Here is a 20,756-nt window from a genome sequence, read left to right as displayed (position 1 = left end):
CATGGGGTCAGCCCGGCGGTAGGGCACCGTTCTTGGCGACTGGCAGGGCCAGCTGGCCGGAGCCGGTCAGAACGGCCTGCTCCTGCGGGAGCCCGGCCAGGACGGGGTTGATGTGCCGCAGGGTCAGCGAGACCTGAAGTGTGGCGGCGACGTCGAGGTCGAACTTCTCCAGGTCGATCCAGCGGATGATGCCGAGGATCTGGTTGGGGATGACGTCGCCGGCCTTCTGTACGGGAACGCAGAGTTGCCGGGCGGGGCCGATTCTGACCGGGTGGTCCGGGATCTGCGGGACCAGCACGGGGTTGAGCTGGCGCAGGCTGATCTGCGCACCCATCGGGGTGTTGGGGAAGACGCCGTAGCACTTCAGGTCGATGTGCCGGACGAGTGCCAGCACGTCGGCCGGCGGGACCACGTTGTTCTTGATCACCGGCACGCAGAGTTGCTGCGGGCCGCCCATCGAGACCTGGGTGGGCGGGAAGTTCTGGAACAGCGGGTTGAGGTGGCCGAGCACCAGTCCGATGCCCACGTTGCTGCCGGAGATCCGGTAACAGGCCAGGTCGATGAACCTGATGAAGTCGAGCGCGGGCGGCGGCGGCTGCTGGTCGTTCTTGGCGACCGGGACGCACAACTGGTCACGCGGGCCGAGCGTGACGATCTCGGCGGGCAGGTTGGCGAGCACCGGGTTGATGTGCCGCAGCATGAGCGTGGTGGGCGGCGGCTGGTAGGAGTTGGTCTTGAAGCATTCCAGGTCGAGGTACGCCGTCAGCATCTTCGGGCTCGGCAGCGCGACCGCGGCGGTGGCGGGCGGCACGCCGAGGAATGCCAGGGCGAGGACGGCGGCTCCGGCGGAGGTGATCCGCCGCAGCACCGACTTCCTACGGTCCATTGCGGCTCCAGAATCGAGGGGTCAGGCCTCTTCGACCCCGAGTGTGAGCCGCTCCGGACGCACTTTCAATTTGCCGTGACAGCTCGAAATGCCGAAAGCGCTCGAGAAATTCAGCAGCCCACCGGTTCCCTGCGGGGGAGTTCGGACATCCGGTAGGCCCCCGGACCGGTTCGGCGCCGGGGGCCCGCGCTGTGCCGGCAGATCAGTTCGCCTGACCGCCGATGGCCTCGGCGTCGTCATGGCCGATGATGAAGCCCGTGGACCAGGCCAGTTCCACCCTCGGTGGGGCCGGCGGCGCCGTCGGGCTCGGGCTGGGACTCGGGTTGGGGCCGGGGACGGGGTACACGCGGAAGATCCTGATGTCGCCGATCTCGCAGCGTGCGGGGTCATGTGACCAGACCTGGCCAGGCGCGATGGTGCCGAGGTCCTTCACCGGGTTGCTGAACCGGTCGAAGAGCCGGGCGAGAAGCATCCGGTCGCCGGTGTTGGTCACGATGACCTTGCTCGCCGCCTTGAAGGGCGCGTTCTGGAGGATCTGCCTCGTTTCGGTGTCGGGAGAGCCGGTGGGGCCGTGGGCGACAAGGGTGTAGGTGACGTTGCCGTCGTTGGCGCCGACGGCGAGTGTGTCCTCCCACAGGTCGGTGTTCTGCTGGGTGAGGGTCTTCAGCACGACGCCGTTCCGCTTGATCTCGAGTTTCGTGGCGCCGGTGACCTTCCAGGTGACCTCGACGTCCTTCGGGTCGCAGATGTCGATCACTCGATAGTTGGTGGTGAACGACTCGATCTCGGGTTCGACGTTGCCCGCCGTGGCCTCGGCGTAGGTCCCGGACTCCTGGTAGTCGGGGTGGTAGGGCGTCACGCGGAACAGATACTTGATGCCGGGCTTGAGGCCGGAGAAGGTGTGGGTCATGGTGCCGCCGCGCCCTTGGCTCGCGGGGATCTCGGTGTGCTCGGGCACGTCGCCATGGCCGCCGACCCGGATGCGGTAGAGCTTGTAGATCTCTTCGCGGTCGGTGTTGTCCGTCCACTGCCACGTGATCGACGTGTCGGTCTGGGCGACGATCTTCATGTCGGTCGGGTGGGGCAGGTTGACGTCCTTGGTCCTCAGGCACCATGTGGTCTCGGTCTGACTGGGGCGATGGTTGTAAGCGGTGACGCGAAAGCAGTAGGCCGTCGCCTGCTTCAGGCCCGTGAACTGCTTGGACGGCGACTCGACCGCCATCTCCGAACCGGCCTCCACCCACTGCTCGGAGGCGGCTTCCCGCACGGCGTACCTGTACCCCTCGGCGTTCCCGACCGGCTTCCACCAGAACGTCGCGGTGGTCGTGGTGACGTCCTGCTTGACCCACTGCGGTTCGGCGGTCACCGGGGCCGCGATCAGGTAATCCCGGCAGCCGAGTTCCTTGTCGGCGACCGTCCCGGCGGCCAGGTTCCGGGCTCTGACACACACGGTCCGCCGGCCCGTGTCGAAGACGCCGCCCCGGGGCACGACGAAGTCGAAGCCGTGGTGGTAGCCGTATTCGGGCAGGTCACGGCCGACCTCCTCGCGATACTGGTTCGCCACGGCGGTGTGCACGACCTTTCCGTCGGCCACGACGTCGACCGTCACCGGGCTGGTCTTGGCGTCGTCGTCGACGACCCATCCGACGAGCCGCAGATCCACACCGGTACGGATCGACTCATCGAGCGAGCCCCACGGCAGGTGCCGCACCGAGTAGGGCCTGCACCCGCTGTCGACGTGGGCGCCCGGACCCTTGTTGATGAAGACCAGGCAGACACGATGGTCTCCGTCGGCCGGATCCGCCGGCAGCAGGGCGTCGAACCCGTGGTGGTTCCCGTAGCCGGAATTGTCGTCCCCGACGTCGGTGCGCAGCGTGCCGGCCGTGATCGAGCCCAGGAACTTGGTCGTGTCGTACACGTCGATCTGCACCGGTGCGGTGGAGTCGGGATCGATGACCCAGCCCTTCACCCGCAGCTTGTCACCCTCACGGGTCACCGACTCCCAGGCCCCGAACGGGTCGACCTTGATCGTCTTGTTGACGCAGCCGACCTTCTTGTGCACCCCGGCGCCGATGTTGCGCACCGTCGCGCACACCTGACCGCCGGCCCGAGGCGGGACGAGCCCGTCGAACTTCCGCGACCGGCTCTGGTTGGCCGTCACGCTGCCGACCTTGACGCCGTCGACGGAGATGTCGACGGTGACCACCGCGGTCGGGTCGCTGGGGTCGTAGGCCGTACCGATGACCTGGATCCCGTTGATCTGGCGGATCACCGCGGTGAGGCCGCCGACAGGGTCGTGGGATCCCGGCTCCTCCGGGTCGCCGGTGCAGATCGGGCGGGTGTCGCCTTCCCTGCAGCCCGGATCCGCGGCGGCGGGCGTGCCGCCGGTCACCACCAGGTGCGTGAGTATCAGGGCAAGGGATAGGACCGTCCTGGTCAATCGCCGCACAGAAGCTCCTCCTCGGGTCGGGTGCGGGGCGGAGCAGGACCCCGCCCCTGACTCGAAGATCGTTTCTGATGCGCCTTGGGTCTCGGTTGCGCCTCGTTCCGCGCGTCTTGGGCCTCGGTTGCAATTCAGTGGTCGGCTGGTGCGCGGGCTTGACCCTGCCCCAGGGTCAACGTCCGACGATGCTCCGCATGGACACCAACGCACCGCACACCCTCGAAGCCTGGATCCGCGAGCAGATCATCGCCTTCTGCGAGTCCGCCGACGTGCCCGGATTCGTGGCCGGCGTCTTCCACCGCGGCGAGCAGATCGTCGTCGCCCACGGCACCGCGAACGTCGCCACCGGCGCGCCGATGCGCGAAGACACCGGCTTCCTGTTCGGCTCCGTCACCAAGGTCATGACCACCACGCTGGTCCTCCAGCAGGTCGACCGCGGACTGCTGGACCTCGACGCGCCGGTGGTGACGTACCTTCCCGGCTTCGCCCTGACCGAGCCGGGCGCGGCCGACAAGATCCTGGTCCGGCACCTGATCTCGCACACCAACGGCATCGACGCGGACCTGTACTTCCCCGACGCCCGGGGCCGCCACGCCCTGGAGACCTACGTCGACGGCCTGGCGAGCAGCTGCGGCACCCTGTTCGCACCCGGCGAGCAGCTCAGCTACTCCAACGGCGGGATGATCGTCGCGGGCCGCCTGCTGGAAGTGGTGACCGGCAGGTCCTTCAACGACCTGCTCGAACGCGACGTCTACGCGGCCGTCGGCATGACCGACTCCGGCACGTCAGCCGAGCAGGCCATCCTGCGCAGCACGGCCGTCGGCCACTTCCCGGACCCCCAGACCATGGCGGCCACGCCCACCACCATGTTCACGCTGCCCGACACGTGGGGGCCGGCGGGCGGCACGCCGATCGGCACGATCGCCGACCTGCTCGCCTTCGGACGCACCCACCTCGCCGGCGGGGTGTCTCCCTCGGGCGCCCGCGTCCTGTCGGCCGGGTCGACCGCGCTGATGCAGCAGGTCTGGCACGACATGGCGACCCCGAACGTTCCGCCGATGGGCCTGGGCTGGGTGCGGTACCCCTTCGGCGACACGACCGTGCTCGCCATGTCGGGCGCGTCGCCCGGCGGCGTGTCCATCCTGTGCGTCGTACCCGAACACGACCTGGTCTTCACCGCCTTCGGCAACACCCCGGGGGCGATCATGCTGCACGACCAGCTGCTCCAGTGGCTCCTGAGCGAGCAACTGGGTGTCGAGATCCCGGCGCTGGTCACCGAGGTCGAGCAGGACGTCGACCTCACCCCCTACGTGGGCACCTACCGCTCCGACCAGCTCCGCGTCGACGTCGCCATCGTCGAGGGCCGGCTTGAGGAACGGACGACCTACGAACCGGCGGACGAGACGCAGAAGCAGATCTTCACCGCCTTCGCCGGCGGCGTGACCTCCGCCCCGCCGCAGCGCTACGTGCCGATCAGGCCCGGTCTGTTCGCGCCCGCCGGATATCCGCTGGAGGCCTTCGACGGATACCTGCGGCTGCTGCTCGTCTCCTATCACGACGTCCACGACGGTCACGCGCGCTTCCGCAACGGCGGTGGCCGCCTGACCCGGCGGGCCTGACCACCAGGTGGAAGGATGTTCGGCATGCTCACGATTGGCCAGCTCGCGGACTACGCCGGAGTGACCGTCAAAGCCATTCGCCACTATCACGAGCGCGGTCTGCTCGCCGAACCGGAGCGCGACACCTCCGGTTACCGGCGCTACGGCGCCCAGGACGCCGTCGACCTCGTCAAGATCAGAACCCTGGCCTCGGCGGGCGTGCCGCTGTCCCGCGTCAAAGACCTCCTCGACGCCGATCCGGACGCGCTCACGGCGGCCATCGCCGAGATCGACCGCACTCTCCAAGACCGCATCGCGCGACTGCGGCGGACCTGCGACCAGCTCGCCCAGTTGCGCGGCGGCGACCGGCTCTTCGTTTCGCCGGAGGTCGCCGACCACCTCGACCACCTGCGCGAACTCGGTGTCAGCGAACGCCAGCTGCGCCTGGAGCGGGACGGCTGGATCATCATGCGGACCGCTTCGCCCGAGGACGCCTTCGTGTGGATCACCGAAAGACGCGAGCTCCTGACCGATCCCGAGTTCCGCGCCCTCTACCTCGAACACGACCTCGCCTACGACTGGTCACCGGACGATCCCCGCCTGCCCGCCCTCGCCGACCGCACCCGGAAGTGGTTCACCGGGCACCACGGCCGATCCGAGACGCGGCCCGTCCACAACCCGGCCATCGCACGACTGGCCGCACGATCTCAGCCGGGAGCCACCTCTCCCGCCTGGAACCGGCTGGCCGACCTCATGAAAGGCGATTAGCCGGGTGTCCAAGAGGTTGCCCTGTCAGTTTTGACGCGATTTTCCCCCGCCTATGCCAGGGCCCCGCCGGTGCGTGAACACCCGGCTGCGTGCCGTGTGGTCGACTGGCCAGGGGGCTGGTATATGGACACGTGGCGGCATCTTTCGATCACGAAGCGGATCACGCTGCTCGCCGGCGTGCTCGCAGTGCTGCTCTCGACGCTGCTGGTCGTGACGGTCATGGCCGCGTTCCACCGGTACGCCACCGACTCGCTGAAGAACGAGCTCTCCGCCGCCGGCGGGCACCTGATCACGCTGGTCGAGCGCGGGGAGGCGGTCACGTCGGTCGTCGCCAGCTCGGACCGCGAGGTGCAGATCGTCGACTCCGGAGGCGCGGTGGTGGCGTCGACCCCGCAACTGAGCGGCCGGCCGGTCATCACCTCCTTCCCGATGGACGGCAGGACGATGTTCTCCTCCGTCGTCTGCGGCGGAGCCTTCAAGCCGGGAGAGTGCAATCTGGTGGTCGCCCAAAAGGTGCAGCAGGGAAGCCGGGACTGGATCGTCTACGTCGCGTCCCCGGCGATCCCGCTGTATGTGGTCCCATCGCTGGCGGCCACCGTGGTGGGCGCCGCGGCGGTGCTGGCCGCGGCCGTCACGTTCCTGGCCTACCGGGTCGTCGCCAACTCCCTGCGTCCCGTCAGCCGCATCCAGGGTGAGCTCGACCGGATGAGCGACCTCACCCTCGACCGCAGGGTCCCCGTACCCCAGAGCAGGGACGAGATCCACGACTTGGCGGAGACCGTCAACCGCACGCTCGCCCGCCTGCAGGCCGCCATGGCGCAGCAGCGCCACTTCACCTGCGACGCCTCCCACGAGCTGCGCACGCCCATCGCCGCGATCCAGGCGGAGGTCGAGGACGCCCTCTACGCGCCGGGGGAGACCGACGTCCCGACCCTGGGCGCCACGATCCTGCGCAGTCTCTGCCGGCTGCGGGTGATCATCGACGACCTGCTGATCATCGCGCGGCTGGAGTCCGAACACGCCGTCGCGCGCGAACCGACGGACCTTTCCTGTCTGGTGGCCGCCGAGCGTGAACGGCGGGATCGCACCAGCGCCAAGACCGTCGAGTCCCGGCTCGAACCCGGCGTGATGGTGATGGGCGACCGTGCCGCGCTCTCGCGTCTGCTGGCCAATCTGGTCGACAACGCCGAGCGGTACGCCGCCACCACCGTGGCCCTCCAAGTTCGGCGCCTGCCCGTCGGCAGGCATGACCTCCACCGGTTCCCGCAGGGTGTCGCGATGCTGGAGGTGCTCGACGACGGGCCGGGCATCGCGGTGGAGAAACGGGAACTGGTCTTCCAGCGGTTCGCCCGGCTGGACACCGCACGCGACCGGGGCGCCGGCGGCACCGGGCTCGGCCTGGCGATCGCCCGGCAGATCGCCGCCGTCCACGGCGGCACCCTGCACGTCGAGGACGCCGGCACGGGCGCTCGCCTCGTCCTCCGTCTCCCCGCCCTCTGCACGCGGGAGTCCTGACGGACCGCGTCACTCTCAGGCAGGGGTCGTGAAGGTCACCCGTTCGGCTGTCTCCAGCATCTGGCGGGCGAACGCCGCCGGTCCGAATCCGCTTTTCACGTTGAGTTTCGCGGCCATCTTGGCGGCCAGCGCGGCCAGCGGCACGGTTCCGGTCGTGCCGAGAGGCACCGGGTCGGTGGAGCCCGCGGCGCCACGCAGGGCCCGGACGACCTTGCCGGTCCCGCCCGACTCGACGGCGAAGTGCTGCTGTTCGGGTTTCTGGTGCAGGTCGAGCCGGGTCAGCACGCCGTCGAACAGCACCAGCAGCACGTTCGGCGACAGCGTGTCACGGCGGACCGGCTCCAGCCGTTTCCCGCCGGCGTCGTAGCCGTCGATCAGCAGGCCCGGATAGCCGCTGACGATCGACGACCGGATCAGCGCCCCGGTCAGCCGCGCGGGCGTCACCGGCGGCCCCGTCGCGGCGTCGCGTTCGGCGTCGGCGGCGGTGACCCGGCCGATGCTGTACGCCCCGTCGACCAGGCACCGCACCCACTCCTGGTCCACGTCGACGAAGCGCAGCGACTCCAGCGGCAGCAGCCGTTCGTCGGGGATCAGATAGGTGAACGGCACCGTCGCCAGGGTCGTCAGATCGGCCATCCATTCGGCGATTTCCTGCGGCGGGGCGTCGTCGACGGACGGAACCTTCAGCGGATAGCCGGCGCCGGCCCCCACCGGACGGTCGCGGCGGCGTTTCCAGGTCAGCAGCGTGGTCGCCAGGCCGTCGTCGCGCAGCGCCAGCAGGCGGCCGAGCTGCCAGGCCGCCGCGTAGGTCAGGTCGAACATGCCCTCAGCCTTGGCGTAGCGCAGCAGGCCGTCGGCCGAGCGGACCGGCGGGCTCGACGCCATCGGGCCGCCGACCACCGGGCCGTCGGCGAAGGGGCCGCGATACCAGGAGACCGTCTTCCCGCCGCCGCGCAGGCGATGCCGTACCGGAACGAGCCCCCGGGACAGAAAGGCGTCGGCGGCGGTGCCGCCCGTCGGCGGCAGCCGGAACCCGCCGCTGTTCCCGGCCAGGTCGTGGACGCGGGCCGCGAACGAGTGGTCGGTGTCGAGGACGGTGAACTTCCAGCTCGCCAGCGACACCAGCCGGACCGGCTTTGCGCCCGAGGTCGAGGCCAGGGTGCCGTAGGAGAACCTGTTCTCCATCGAGACCAGGTGGGCCACGCAGGGCTCCCCGGCCGGCGGCAGCCGGCTGCCGATCACCACGGCCGCGTCGGGGCCGTCGCCCGACCGCACGTGGGCGGTGAACGGCAGGTCGGCGGCGGCCGGGAGGATCGAGGTCAGCAGCGTGCGCGGCACGTCGATCACGGTCACCTGGTCGGCCGGCTTCTCGGCGCCCTCCAGGGTGACGCCGAGCGTGCTCGCCGCCACGACCTGGGGGGTCGGGCGGTCGGACCCGGCGAACAGCAGCACCATCAGCCAGGGGCCGGGGGTGCCCGGGCCGAGGGTGCGCTGCCAGGGCACGGTCGCGCCGTCGAGCACGACATGGGGGAGGGTCTGCGAATAGTCGCCGGTCGCGCCGTCGGGCGGGTAGACCGCCCGGACCGCCGAGGGCGGGAAGGCGAGCCGTTCTCCGGCCACGCTGAAGCTGCGGACGAGAGCGGGGGCGAGGTTGGTGTCGAGGGAGAGGCTCTGGTCGACGGTGATGCTGTAGTCGCCTGACTCCAGGGCGGGGGTCTGGTTGTCGTACAGGACGATGTCGTCACTCATGGTAGTCCAGGAAGGGGATCTCGGCGTATGAGGCGAAGTCGAAGCCGGTGAAGTCGATTTCGGGGTCGGTGAGCACGGCGGCGGCGACGGACCGCCGGGTGGCCGCGACGGCCGGGTCGACGATGGCCTGGCCGAGCTTGCCGGCTCGGCTCATGACGAGGGCGGTGTCGGCGTCCTGCCAGGTCAGGGTGCTTTCCGTGTACGTCGCCTCGCCGGCCGCCAGAACGGAGCCCGCCAGCGTGACCGACGCCCCGTTCTGGTGGGGCTTGGGGGCGATGTGGAACCCCGTCACCAGCGGGGCCGTCAGTTCGGGGCGGTGCACCGAGACCGCCGGGTCGGTGCCCCACAAGGCCGACGGCAGCGCCTTGGTGATCGGCGTGAAGACGAAGTCGCTCTCCGCGCTGAACCCGTCGCGCGAGATGCGGACGCGGTGCGTCGACGTGATGCCCGTTCTGATGCCCGAGGGCGCCACGCCGAACGCGCCGCCCGTGGTCGGCACCACGGTCGCGTTGGCTTTCGCGACGGTCGAGGGGACCACGCAGTCGGTGGTGAGTTCGAGCGTCGCCGGGTCGACGACGCCCAGGTCGGCGCCGCTGCCCGGGCCGGTGGCGCCGGCCCTGACCGCGATCGACAACTTGTCGGCCGGGAGCAGCGTCGTCTTGAACTGGGCCCACGGGATCGTGGTGTCGGTCTTCGGGTTGCTAGCGCCGAAGGGGATCGTGAACGAGATGACCTTGATGTCGACCTTGGCGGTGCCGGCGAACTCCGGCCCCCACAGGTGCACGTCGGCGTCCACGTGGGCGTTGACGGTGTGGGTGCCGAAGAACTTGTAGGTGTAGCTCGCGCCGACGTTGATCCGGAACCGGGCGTCGTAGTGGTAGGGCTGCCAGGCGATCAGGAAGTCCATCGAGGCGTCGAACCAGGCCCGCAGGTTCCCGTCGTGGTAGTCGATCGAGATGGCCCCGCCCGCCATCAGCGCCGACGGCGTCAGCGCGTAGTAGGCGCCGCCGCGGATCGACAGATGGTCGTCGACCTGCCAGGTGAACCCGACCCTGGGCACCAGCGGATAGTGCGCGGGTCTGCCGTACGCCGGGTGATAGCCGCCCACGGTCAGTACGAAGTCGCCGTCGTGCGGCCCGCCGAACCAGCTGGTGAAGGCCAGCCCACCGGTCAGATGGCAGGCCCGTGACAGCAGGAACGAGTTCGGTGTGAGCTGCGCGATCAGGGAGAAGTAGCCGTCGCTGGGCGCGAAGGTGGCCTTCAACGCCAGTTGCAGCTCCGCGATCGGCGTGGTGTCCGCCCGCGTCGTGTCGGCCACGGGCAGCACCAGCGTCGACAGCCCGAGCACGTCGACCTCGAACCTCCCGCCGAACGAGACAGCGGCCAGCAGGAACGAGTCGATCATCTTGAACGTGGAGAACCGGATCCCGGCCACCACGAACCCGTCGCCTTCCGACGGGGTGATGTAGGGCTCCAGCGCCTTCATCTCCGCCGCCAGCGTGCCCGGCGGCCGGGTGCCCAGCGCCTCCTGCACCAGCGGGAAGGTCGCGATCCCGGTCACGTCGGGCAGGGTCAGCCGCCGGTTGTAGCCGAACCCGGCGGCCAGCCCGGTGACGAAGAAGAAGGGCGGCCCGCCGAACGCGTGGTCGAGCACGGCGTACACGAACAGAGAAGGGCCTGACGGCAGCTGGGCGTAGGAGCCGATCGCGCCGAGCGTCAGGTCCTCGGTGGCGATGACGGCCCGGCCGCTGTAGGCCGGATAGGTGACGTCGTCGTAGACAAGGGTCCCCTTCAGGAACGCCCCGCTGACGCTGACCGGCCCTTCCGTGTACGCGACCCCGAGGCCCTTCAGGTCGAACGACGGCGCCTGGACCGGCAGGGTCAGCGGCACCGAGGCTTGGAGCCCGTCGAGCGACAGCGACAGCCCGCCGACGCTGATCGACCCGTCCACCAGCACGCCCACGACCGGCGGCTTGCCGGCGTCGTGGGCGTAGGCGAGGCCGACCCGCTCGACGTGGACGGGGCCCAGGCCGCGCTGGACGGCGTACCAGACGGCGTTCTGGCCTCCCGGGCTCTGGGCCGGCGGCGGGTTCGGCAGGACGGGGGCGGGTTCGCCGTCGCTGACCGGCAGGGCGACGGGGTTCTCCAGCGGGCCCAGCAGGAGGGTGCCGTCGAGCGCGAAGCCGGCGGCCATGTCGCGAGGCGGGAAGGGGTGGACGCCCTGCGGCAGGATGCCGTTGAGACTCGCGATGTCGGCGGAGGGCATCGCGCCGGTGGCGGCGACGATCCGCAGCGGGTCGAACCCCATCTTGCGGTCGCCGGTCAGGTGGGGGCCGACCAGGGGCAGGCCCGACAGGTCGATCGTGGCCTTCAGATCGACGCTGAAGACGTACGCGCTCCCCATGGCGAACACGACGTCCGCGACGTCGACCGAGATCCCGGCGGGGATGAACCGCGCCGCCGAGGGCGACAGGCCGGAGATCAGGGTGCGCAGGTCGGGCAGCGGGCCGGAGGTGTGGACGTAGCTGGCGGTCAGCAGGTCGACGCCGTGGTCCTCCAGGAAGTGCACGTCGAACTCGTAGGCGTCGTCACCGGCGATGGCGGTCAGGCTGCCGCCGTAGCTGTGCGCGCCGGTGTCGATCGCGACCGCGATGTCGACCTCGATCGTGTCGACGGGGAAGCTGGCCTCCGCGGTGACGATCAGCTGGTCGGACCCGGTGGAGAAGGAGGCCGCGAGGTTCTGGACGACGAGGTCCTCGACGGGTTTCGGCAGGGTCGGCGGCCCGCCGAGATCGCGGGCGACGCTCTCGACGAGCTCGCCGACGGCGACCCGCTGACCGTAGCCGGACTCGCCGCTGAACACCCAGCCGGTGGCGGAGTCGTAGGAGGCCGAGACCAGGATCGCGATGGTGTGGACCACGAACGTGGCCTTGGCGACGAACGCGGTGCCGGAGGCGTCGCGGTCGATGGTGAACCAGACGTCGGTGAGCGCCACCGGCCCGATCTGCCAGAGGTCCCGTAACTCGACCACGCCGTGGTAGGCGAGGGCGCGCCCGCTGCCCGGCGTGACCACCTGGAGGTTGAACTTCGGCACCGTCAGGTCGGGCAGGTCGCCGGAGTCGCCGGTGAAGTGCTCGTAGACTTCGGCGATCTTCAGTGGCGGGTCGCCGTCGCGCAGGCCGCCGGACAGAAGCGCACCGGACAGGTCGGCGGTGAGCTCCAGGGTGCCGGAGTCACCGATGCCGAGCAGCCCCGACACCGCGCCCGAGACCGTGGGCCCGGTCATGATGCCGGCGAGCCCGACGTTCAGGTCGATCGCCTGGAGCGTGAGCAGGTCGGGCACGATGGGCCAGTCGACGTCCGACTGGAGGGCGAAGGAGACGAAGTCGAGCCCCAGCGACGGGCTGGTCGTCACCCGGGTGGTGAGGCCGGTCAGCCGGACCGTCAGATCCTTGCCGAGGTCGACGGGCACCGTCAGCGACGGCCGCTGCATGATGGACCTGATGGTGTTCAGGGACAGCGGCAGGCCCCGGTCTCCGTCGCCGGGCGGCCGGTCGTCGTCGTCGGGGCCCTTGAACTGCGCGCTCAGGGTCAGGCCGGAGCCGAGGTCGCGGGTGCGCGCGGTGATGAGCACGTCTCCGAACGCGTCGCCGTTCGCCGGGCTGACCAGGCCCTCGAAGACGATCTCGCAGATGACGACCAGGGCGGCCATCTCGTAGTTGAACGTCGGCATCGCCGTGAGCTGGTAGCGCAGCGACGACACCGAGAACATGGAGCCGAGCTGGATCTCCCCGTCGTCGGGGCCGGAGATCACGATGATGGGGACGGTCTGGGCGGGTGAGCTCCGCAGGGCGGGCAGCGACGTCGTGTCGATCGAGCCCTCCAGCGTGTGCGCGCCGACGTTGGGCATCAGCAGGTCGAGCAGCGCCGTCGCGGTGCCGGTCTCCAGCGTGCCGGTGAACGACATCAGCACGTCGCCGGGGTCGGGGGCCGACGCGACGACGTCGGGGCCCCAGTCGAGCACGAAGGCGGGCCGGTCGATCACCAGGTCGTCGAAGTAGGTGCGGGCCAAAGAGGGGAAGGCGGTGCCGAACCGCCAGGACCGGTCACCGACGCCCTCCAGCCGCAGGGTCGCGACCTGGCCGGAGACGCCGAACTCCGCGGTGACCTCCATTCCGGTGAACGGGCCGGTGACGCCGGTGCCCGTCACCGTCACGCCGTCGCCGTCGCCGCGTCTGCGGTCGATGTCGACGACGAGGCGGCCGTCGGGCAGGAACCGGCCGAACAGAGCCGTCAGGTCGGGGGAGCCGAGCGCCGACACCGCCAGGTCCAGGCGCCCGCCGTAGGGGATCAGCGAGTCGAGTTCCTCGGGAGTCATGGCTATCTGCCCGCCTCGTTGAGATACACGACCTGCTTGGTGTCTTTGTCGATCTTGAAACACTGGGTCAGGTTCGTGCCCGTGGTGTAGATCGGGACCGCGGCCGAGGCCAGGGGGGTGCGGAAGTAGAAGTTGCCCGCGCCGGTGTACCACATGGCGACGTCGTGGGCCGTGGCCGTGCGCCCGGCCGTCTTCTGCGCGTTCCGGTACCGGGAGATGATCTTCGCCTTGGGCAGCGAGTCCTTCTCGACCTTGTAGCCCGTGCTGACGACCACGTACTGGGCGTTCGTCGCCGTGACGAACTTGTGGTGGGAGGAGGTGACGCTGCCGTGGTGGCCCACCTGGAGGATCGCCAGGTTCTTGATGCGCTCGCTTTCCACCGTCCGGTTGGTGCGCTTGAAGCGGATGTACTGCTCGGTGCTGGTCGTGGCGTCGCCGCAGACCAGGATCCTCTTGTCGAAGACCTCGATGAGGGTGACCACGCTGCCGCGGTTGGTGTAGTCGCTGGGGTCGTTCCGGTAGTTGTAGAGGACCCCGGCCGCCAGGAGCGTGATGGTGCAGTTCGGCTCCGTGTGGATGACGTATCCGCCCTCCGCGTCGAGCTTGTTGACGGTGGGCGTCAGCGTGCTCGTCACGTCGGTGTCGTTCACCTTGGACATGATCGTCTCGGTGATGCCCTTCAGATTGGCCTCCTCGGTGGGGCTCTCGACCGTGTCGATCTCGAAGTTGTCCGTGTCGATGTCGCCCTTGGCCGTCGCGCCCGCCGTCGATTTCTTGACCGCCTCGCCCTTGCCCGGGGCGGGCCGGGTCACGACGTGCAGGAGCCGGACCCGGCGGGTCAGCGACGGGTTGTGCCCCATGCGCGCCAGCAGCCAGGCCGACAGGTTGTTCTTGTCGATCTGGAGGTTGTAGGCCGTGGAATCGTCGCTGTGGTACAGGACGCCGATGTCGAGGTAGGTGTTGGTCTTCACACGGGTCTCGGGGTCGACGAGCGTGCCCGTGAGGAGGCCCTGGTCGATCTGGTTGTAGTGGTCGGTGTTGGGGTGCGTGAAGACGAGGTAGTCGAGCTGCTTGGCCTTGGCCAGGTGGCGCGGGTGGTGGATCACGCCTCTGATGCGATCCAGATACGACTTGGTCTGGGCCTTGTCCTTGTTCTTGTCCGGATCCTTGTCGGGGTCGTAGGGCTCCCGGCTCGACTCGGTGGCGTCGGAGCCACAGTCGATCATGAGGGTGGCCCCTCCGGGGGTGCTGACGATCGCGCAGTCGCCCTGGCCCATCTGGATGAAGGAGATGTAGAAGTTGCCGTCTCCGCACTCGCCCGGGACCGAGAGGCTGCGGCCCTCCATCATCCGCGCCAGCCGCTTCGTCTCCTCCTCGGCGTCGTCGGCTGCGCGCTTCGTCTTGGCCTTCTTCACCGCGGCTTCGTGAGAGGCCCTGGCCTCGGTCTCCTCCCTCAGCCGGTCGCCTTCGGACTTGCGTTTCCTGTTCGGGTCTGGCATCGCGGCTCCCCCCGTCAGCTCGTCACCGGCGTGAGCCGGAACTGCTGTCTCGTCTGGTTCACGTTGGGCAGCTCCAAGCCGATCACGGTGTAGGAGTTGCCCACGGTCGGGATGCTGGACGGTGCGGCCGTCAGCCTGGTCGTGTCGTTGTAGAGGCCGACCTTGAGCTGCCCGGCGGCCAGTCGCGCCAGCACCTGGAGCTGCGCGGCGGTCACCTGCGACAGCAGCCGGAGCTGGTCGGCGGTGAGCGAGGCGTCGCCCAGCTTCAGCGCGGTGCCGTTGAACGTCGCGGCGTAGACGTCGACCGGGGTGGTCGAGTCGTTGCCCGAGACGAAGTGGAAACCGTCGGCGCGGCCCTGGAGCTGCTGCCAGAACTTCCTCGACTGGTGGAACCGGATCGTCGGGTAGATCTCGGCGTCCATGTCCTCCTGGAGCAGCTCCAGGAAGATCTTCCGGCCGCTGCCTCCACTGGCCGCCGTGCGCCGGAGCTGGACCTGGAGTTCGTCGGCGACCGAGACCAGCTTGGCGGTCGGGGACACGTCGTTCGTGCCCGTCGCGCCGACGATCACCCGATTGCCCGAGGGGTTCAGGGCCAGCACCGAGGTGCCGCCCGACTGGAGCCACCCGTGGTCGGCGCCGTAGCCGATCTTCAGGGATCCGGCCGCCGGCGGGCCGATGACCAGCGAGCCGTTCGTGGTGGGGAGGCGGGTCTGGTCGACGACGTGCAGGCGGGCGGCCGGGGCCAGGGTGCCGACGCCCGCGTTGGACCCGCTGAAGGCGAGCGGCCGGCGCTCGGCCTCCAGGGTCCGCGAGCCGTCGCGGTAGCCGGGGATGTTCTCCCAGCCGACCACGATCCCGGCCCGGCCCGGGTCGCCCAGGCCGACGATGCCCGACACGGTGAAGGTGATGGCCTTGCCCGGCGCCAGGTTCAGGTCGGCGGCCGGATAGAGCGTCCACGACGCGCGGGTGTCGAGGTCGTGGCTCTCCTGGCCCCACGACGAGGAGGCGCCGGGGGTGGCCACGGCGACCGCGACGCCGTCGGCGCTGCCGGCCAGGGCCCAGTCGTTGCCGTTCGCGCCGATGTCGAAGGTCACGGTGAACAGGGCGCCGGCCTTGTCGGGGCCGCCGCCGGGCAGGGTGATCGTGTTGGTGGTGGAGGTGTTGGCGACGTACAGGATCAGAGTGCTCGGGGTCGCGCCGTCGTTCAGGACCGTGTTGCCGTTGGCGAAGCCGGCGGCGAGCGGGATGTCGGGGCGGCCTCGGTGGTTGACGACGTCGAGGAACTGCAGGCGGCTGCCCACCAGGCCGTCGGTCTGGTTCGCATAGCGCATCCGCTGGTAGTCGAACTCGATGCGGGTGCCCCGGCTGCCCCCGGCCGGGTCGGCGCTCAGGCCGGTCAGCGGGATGTCGATCCAGTTGCCCGGCGCGAGCGGCGCGACGGCGGTCTTGGCCACGACGTAGACGGCCGTGCCGTCGGCGGCGGCCGTCGCCGCCCAGTTGGGCGAGCCCGACCCGACCTTCGGCGGCGTGCTGAGCACGTCGGGCCGGAACCGGATGGCCACGTGGTTGTTGCCCGAGCTCGGCACGCCGCCGACGTTCTGGAACTCGATGTTCTGCCGGGAGCTGTTGGTCAGCCGGAGCGTCATCGGCTGGCCCGACGGGTCGTTGTCGATGAACAGCACCGGCTGCTCGTCGAGGTTGAGCAGCTCCAGGTCCATCGGGTGGGCCCGGACGAACGCGGCCAGCGTCGAGGAGTCCTCGGCCAGGTCGCGGGCGATCTCGGCGGGCGTCAGCGCGCCGTCGTAACCACGCAGGTGGGCATAGCGGCCGGCGGTGTAGACGCGGGTGTCGATGTCGCCGCCGAGCACGAGCGGGTTGGGGTCGTTCGCGTCGCGGGTCCCCGGGTAGTCCCACTCGTCGGCCAGTTCGCCGTCGACGTAGATCTGGGCCGTGCCGCCGTCGTTGGTGACGGCGATGTGCTGCCAGGTGTCCCACTGGACCAGCCCGGCCGGGGTGGTGTGGGCGTTGCCGGCGCTCTGCTGGGTGACGAACCGGTGCTCGACCGAACCGTCGGCGTTGAGGTTGACGACGACGTCCACGCTGTTGCGCCGGTTGAGGAGCGGCGTGCTCGCGCCCGCGGGCTTGGCCGTCCTGACCCACACCTCGAAGGTGTACGTCCTGACGTTCATGCCGGGGCCGACCACGTACTGGTTGGCCGTGGTGAAATTCAGGGCGCTGCCGAACTGCTCGTCGGGGACGGCCTTGGCCGTCCCGGAAGCCGTGCCGGTTCTGCCGTTGCCCGAGGCGTCGTAGAGCGACTGGCCGACCACCTCGTCCATCGGCCAGTGCATCAGCGGATTGGCGGTCACTCCGGCTCCTTGGGGGACAACACGCTGCTGGCCTGCTCGTGCAGCTTGCCGATCAGTTCGTAGACGCGGACGTAGGGGAGGTTGCCGAGAGCTTCGAGGACGACGTTGAGCTCCCCGAGCGTCAGGCTCAGCGGGATCTCCTTCTCCTCGTGCTTCACCAGCGGGTTCACAGGCGGGTTCACAGGGCCTCGTTCCTGGGGTCGGGGCGCAGCGTCAGCCAGCCCTCGCGCGCGGTCAGGGCGGCCGGGAAGTGGGCGTCGATCGCCGAGGCGTCCAGCGGGAGGGTGAGGTCCTTCTCCCGCCACGACCAGAGGCGGCCGGGCACGTCCGGCACCGGCAGCCCGATGCGGTCGGCGTCGCTCAGCACGGGCGCGGTGAAGACGTCGAGCTCCATCGCGTCGAGCGCCGCCGAATACTGCGCCGGGGTCAGCGTGGCCGCCGCCACCGGCAGCACCCCACTGACCGCGTGCACGCCGCCGCGCGGGTCGACCAGCAACGCCATCCGGGTGGCCGGCATGTCGATCGACTGCGGGATGGTCGCAGTCGCCTGGAAGTCGCCGGTGGGCTGCCCCTCCTCGTCGAGGAACCAGAGCCCGGCCAGGCCGTCGCCCCATCGGCCGGGATGGCCGAGCCGCACCGGGAAGAGCACGTCGGTGACCGCGTTGGTCTCCCGGCCGAACCGCCGCATGTCCTCGCGGAAGACGTTCCAGTCCTGGTGGACGGCCGGCAGCCCCCGGATCTGGAGGTCGAGTTCCGCCCGTACGAGAGCCAGCGGCCGCACGGTCAGCAGGGCGCCCGCCGGGGTGTCGTTCTCGGGGTCGATCGAGGCCAGCGACGCGGTCAGCCCGGTCAGGGCGGCCGCGATCGCGGCCGGTCCGCCCGCCCGCAGCTTCAGCACGATCGCCCGCAGCGTCGGATCGGCGATGTCGGCCGGGTCGTCGGCCGGGCTGCCGGGAAGGGGGGTCCAGCCGCCGCCGACCGCGCTCAGCTCGCCGAGCCCGGCGCCGTCGGCGGCGTGGATCGCCAGCGCGTCGTCGAGGTCGGCCGGGACGATCCAGCCGCAGACCGGCGACATGCCGGGCAGGTCGCCCGCCTCGTCGTCACGTGTGGCGTTGAGCAGGTGGAACCGCAGCCGGGCGGCCTGCGCCAGCCGGGGCGCCATGGCCACCCACGCCGGGTGGTCCGGCACCCGGAGCCGCTCGGTCGTGCCCGTCGGGTCGGTCGCGACCTCGTGGGTCAGCCCGAAGTTGTCGACCAGCCGCAGCCGGAGCAGCCGCAACGCGCCGGCCCTGATCGGGTTGAAGTCGGTCAGCGGCCGTGGCGACGACCGGGTCTCCTCGCCCACCGCCGCGGCGACCTGCGCGGCGAACCGCTGGTAGGCGGGGTAGCCGAGCGGGTCGGCGATCGGGAGCTGGCGTACCAGCCGCCGCATGATCAGCGCGTCGTTGAACCCGCCGAGCGACTGCGCCAGGTTGGAGCCCTCGGTGGCGGCCAGGTGCCGGTAGACCTGGATCAGGGTCAGCAGCCGGGGTTCGGCGTCGTCGAGACCGGCGTACCAGGACAGGACCGGTTCCGGCGCCTCGGCGAACGCGTCGGGGCCGAGCGGCGGGTGACCGTCGTTGTACGACGTCAGCACCGCCCCCGCCAGATATCCGAGCACCCGCTCCGACAACACCGGCCGCGCTCCCGACGACAGGACCGTCGTGCCGGCGTAGACGTTGGCGCCCTTGTCGAGCAGCCCGTTCCTCGACACCAGGTCGGCCTCGCCCGGCGGCAGGTCGTAGCCGTTGAGGATGAAGGACACGTCGTAGTCGCGCTGGTCGGCGGCCAGGTTGTCGCCGGCGGCGATCGGGAAGAACTCGGCCTCCCACTGGAGGAGCACCGGATGCCACGGGTCGGTCGTCCACCGCTGCGCGGGAAACGTGTCGTCCAGTCCGGTCCGCACGGTCGTCAGCGCGGCGGGCGTCGCCGGATCGGGCACGTCCACGACGGCGCACTCCAGCGTGCCGTCGGCGCCGTGGCGGTCGGTCGGGGTCGCGGCCGGGCCGGTGAACAGCACGACCGGCTCGCGGGGCCGCCACCAGACGGGGGCCGGGGCCCGGTCGACCACGAACGCGGTCTTCGCCGTCGCGGCCTGGGTGTTGAGCGGGATGAGCGCGGAGGTCAGGTTCTTGATCGCGGCGGCCAGCACGTGGGCCCGGGTGGCGCCGGTCCCGGTGGGCGGGAAGACGCCGGTCCGGTCGGACTGGATCGTGATCGCGGTGATCTGGCGCTGGAGGTAGAACGCCGCCTCGTCCGGGTCGGGGTAGTCGTCGCGGGTGGCGTCGTCGGGATAGGCGCAGATCAGGTACTTGTGCCAGTCGGCGAACAGGCGGTCGCGGAGGCTGGCCAGGGTGTCGCACGCCTCGTCGTAGTCCTGCTGCGCCTGGTTCAGCGCGTCGAGCAGGTCGGCGACCTGACCGGTGAGCGAGAGGGCCTCGCGGGCCTGCTTCTGGGCGGGGGTGGCGCCGTCGTTGTCGTCCTGGCGGCGGACCGTCCAGCGCAGCCCGGCGGGGGCCGGATCGAAACCGGCGGTGTGCCGGACTTCGGCGAGCCGGGTCTCCAGGTCGGTGCTCCGCGACTCCAGGTCGCTCGCGAAGGCGATGGCCTCCAGGAGGTTCTCGATCCCGTCGGGGTCGTCGCCGCCGATGATCGGGCCGAGCGAGGCGGCCAGCGCCTCGGTGGGGCTGTTGCCGATGTAGACGCCGGTGTCCGCGTTCGCCAGCAGGGGGTTCGCGGTGTCGTCGCCGGGGTCGAAGGTCAGTTTGGCGTAGCAGAACAGGCGGGTCGGTGTGCCCGATGGAACGCTCCAATCGGTGGGCGTCCTGCGGAGGGCCACCGGGTCCTGGGCCGTGTTCGCGTACCAGCCGATGACGTCGTAACTCACGCCGTTCGGCGGTTCGGTGTGGTCGGGGTCGTAGAAGCCGAAGACGCTGTGGCAGTTCGGGTAGAACGCGGCGAAGACCGGGTCGCCGTGGCCGACCGCGGTCAGCTCCGGAAGGTGTTCGCCGCCGGTCACGGGCCACTGGTCGAACCTCACCTGGCGGCCGAGGCGGCGGTAGGGCCGGTCGCCTCCGGCGTCCGGATAGACGGTGCCGCCGCCGTCCTCGTCGGAGAGGTGGTCGCTCTCGACCACCCACTGGCCGTCGACGGTCCCGTTGGTCGCCCGGGTCACCAGCCAGCGGTTGGGGACCACCGGGACCTGGGTCTCGCCGTCGTCGTCCTGGGTCAGCCGGGTCAGCGCGTCGGGCAGCGCCCAGTGGAGGTGGAGGCCGGCCTTCAGGCGGAAGTGCCGGTCGTCGAAGGGCGACGACAGGATCGCGCCGCCGAGGTAGGGGCGGTCGCCGTGGTGGTCACGGCCGTCGGGCCCGACGTAGGGAAGAAGCGTGAAGTCGGCTTCCGGGCCGACGGCGTCCTGGTCGGTGGGCAGGCAGATGGCGTCCAGGTGGATGGGCACCACGAGAGCGATTGCCATGCGGGAGAGATCCCATCATGTCGTGATCATCGAGTCA

At 70.3% G+C, this 20,756-nt stretch carries 11 protein-coding genes; 3 read left to right on the top strand and 8 right to left on the bottom strand.

All coding sequences use genetic code 11. The features are described 5' to 3' along the window. Positions 1-7 precede the first annotated feature (7 nt). The gene (locus AW274_RS25125) at positions 8-886 is read right to left on the bottom strand and encodes a hypothetical protein (RefSeq protein WP_062436849.1); all 879 of its coding nucleotides are present in this window, start codon (positions 884-886) and stop codon (positions 8-10) included. Between the two features lie 202 nt (positions 887-1,088). Beyond that, positions 1,089-3,335, bottom strand: a complete 2,247-nt coding sequence (locus AW274_RS25120; protein WP_157520709.1) for a fibronectin type III domain-containing protein — start codon at positions 3,333-3,335, stop codon at positions 1,089-1,091. A 188-nt stretch (positions 3,336-3,523) separates the two neighbouring features. Here AW274_RS25120 and AW274_RS25115 point away from each other — a divergent pair, with 188 nt between their 5' ends. The 3 genes from AW274_RS25115 to AW274_RS25105 all read left to right on the top strand — a co-directional run bounded on the left by AW274_RS25115 (position 3,524) and on the right by AW274_RS25105 (position 7,210). Next, positions 3,524-4,948, top strand: coding sequence for a serine hydrolase domain-containing protein (locus tag AW274_RS25115; RefSeq protein WP_198169400.1), 1,425 nt, complete (start codon positions 3,524-3,526; stop codon positions 4,946-4,948). A gap of 24 nt (positions 4,949-4,972) precedes the next feature. Then, the gene (locus AW274_RS25110) at positions 4,973-5,695 is read left to right on the top strand and encodes a MerR family transcriptional regulator (protein ID WP_062437940.1); all 723 of its coding nucleotides are present in this window, start codon (positions 4,973-4,975) and stop codon (positions 5,693-5,695) included. A gap of 123 nt (positions 5,696-5,818) precedes the next feature. Continuing rightward, positions 5,819-7,210 (top strand): sensor histidine kinase, encoded by a 1,392-nt coding sequence (locus tag AW274_RS25105; RefSeq protein ID WP_062436845.1) that lies wholly within the window; start codon positions 5,819-5,821, stop codon positions 7,208-7,210. 15 nt (positions 7,211-7,225) lie between these two features. On the opposite strand, the gene AW274_RS25100 is transcribed toward AW274_RS25105, so the two are convergent. Genes AW274_RS25100 through AW274_RS25080 form a run of 6 tightly spaced genes read right to left on the bottom strand, consistent with a single transcriptional unit; the run spans position 7,226 to position 20,719 of the window. Next, the gene (locus AW274_RS25100; RefSeq protein ID WP_062436843.1) at positions 7,226-8,959 is read right to left on the bottom strand and encodes a hypothetical protein; all 1,734 of its coding nucleotides are present in this window, start codon (positions 8,957-8,959) and stop codon (positions 7,226-7,228) included. Further along, positions 8,952-13,337: a DUF6603 domain-containing protein gene (locus AW274_RS25095; protein WP_062436841.1), complete on the bottom strand. Its 4,386-nt coding sequence runs from the start codon at positions 13,335-13,337 to the stop codon at positions 8,952-8,954. Before AW274_RS25095 ends, AW274_RS25100 begins: the two co-directional genes overlap by 8 nt. Before the next feature lie 2 nt (positions 13,338-13,339). Then, positions 13,340-14,836, bottom strand: a complete 1,497-nt coding sequence (locus tag AW274_RS25090; RefSeq protein ID WP_062436839.1) for a ComEC/Rec2 family competence protein — start codon at positions 14,834-14,836, stop codon at positions 13,340-13,342. 14 nt (positions 14,837-14,850) lie between these two features. Further along, positions 14,851-17,205: a LamG domain-containing protein gene (locus AW274_RS25085; protein ID WP_062436837.1), complete on the bottom strand. Its 2,355-nt coding sequence runs from the start codon at positions 17,203-17,205 to the stop codon at positions 14,851-14,853. Continuing rightward, the gene (locus AW274_RS40575) at positions 17,202-17,387 is read right to left on the bottom strand and encodes a hypothetical protein (RefSeq protein ID WP_157520708.1); all 186 of its coding nucleotides are present in this window, start codon (positions 17,385-17,387) and stop codon (positions 17,202-17,204) included. Before AW274_RS40575 ends, AW274_RS25085 begins: the two co-directional genes overlap by 4 nt. Continuing rightward, positions 17,384-20,719: a hypothetical protein gene (locus AW274_RS25080; RefSeq protein WP_157520707.1), complete on the bottom strand. Its 3,336-nt coding sequence runs from the start codon at positions 20,717-20,719 to the stop codon at positions 17,384-17,386. The genes AW274_RS40575 and AW274_RS25080 overlap by 4 nt, the downstream gene beginning before the upstream one ends. Positions 20,720-20,756: the final 37 nt, after the last annotated feature.

It is taken from the genome of Herbidospora daliensis, from assembly GCF_001570585.1.
In the GTDB taxonomy this organism is placed as follows: domain Bacteria; phylum Actinomycetota; class Actinomycetes; order Streptosporangiales; family Streptosporangiaceae; genus Herbidospora; species Herbidospora daliensis.
Note: the sequence above shows the minus strand (reverse complement) of the source record. Positions and strands in the feature narration are given on the sequence as shown.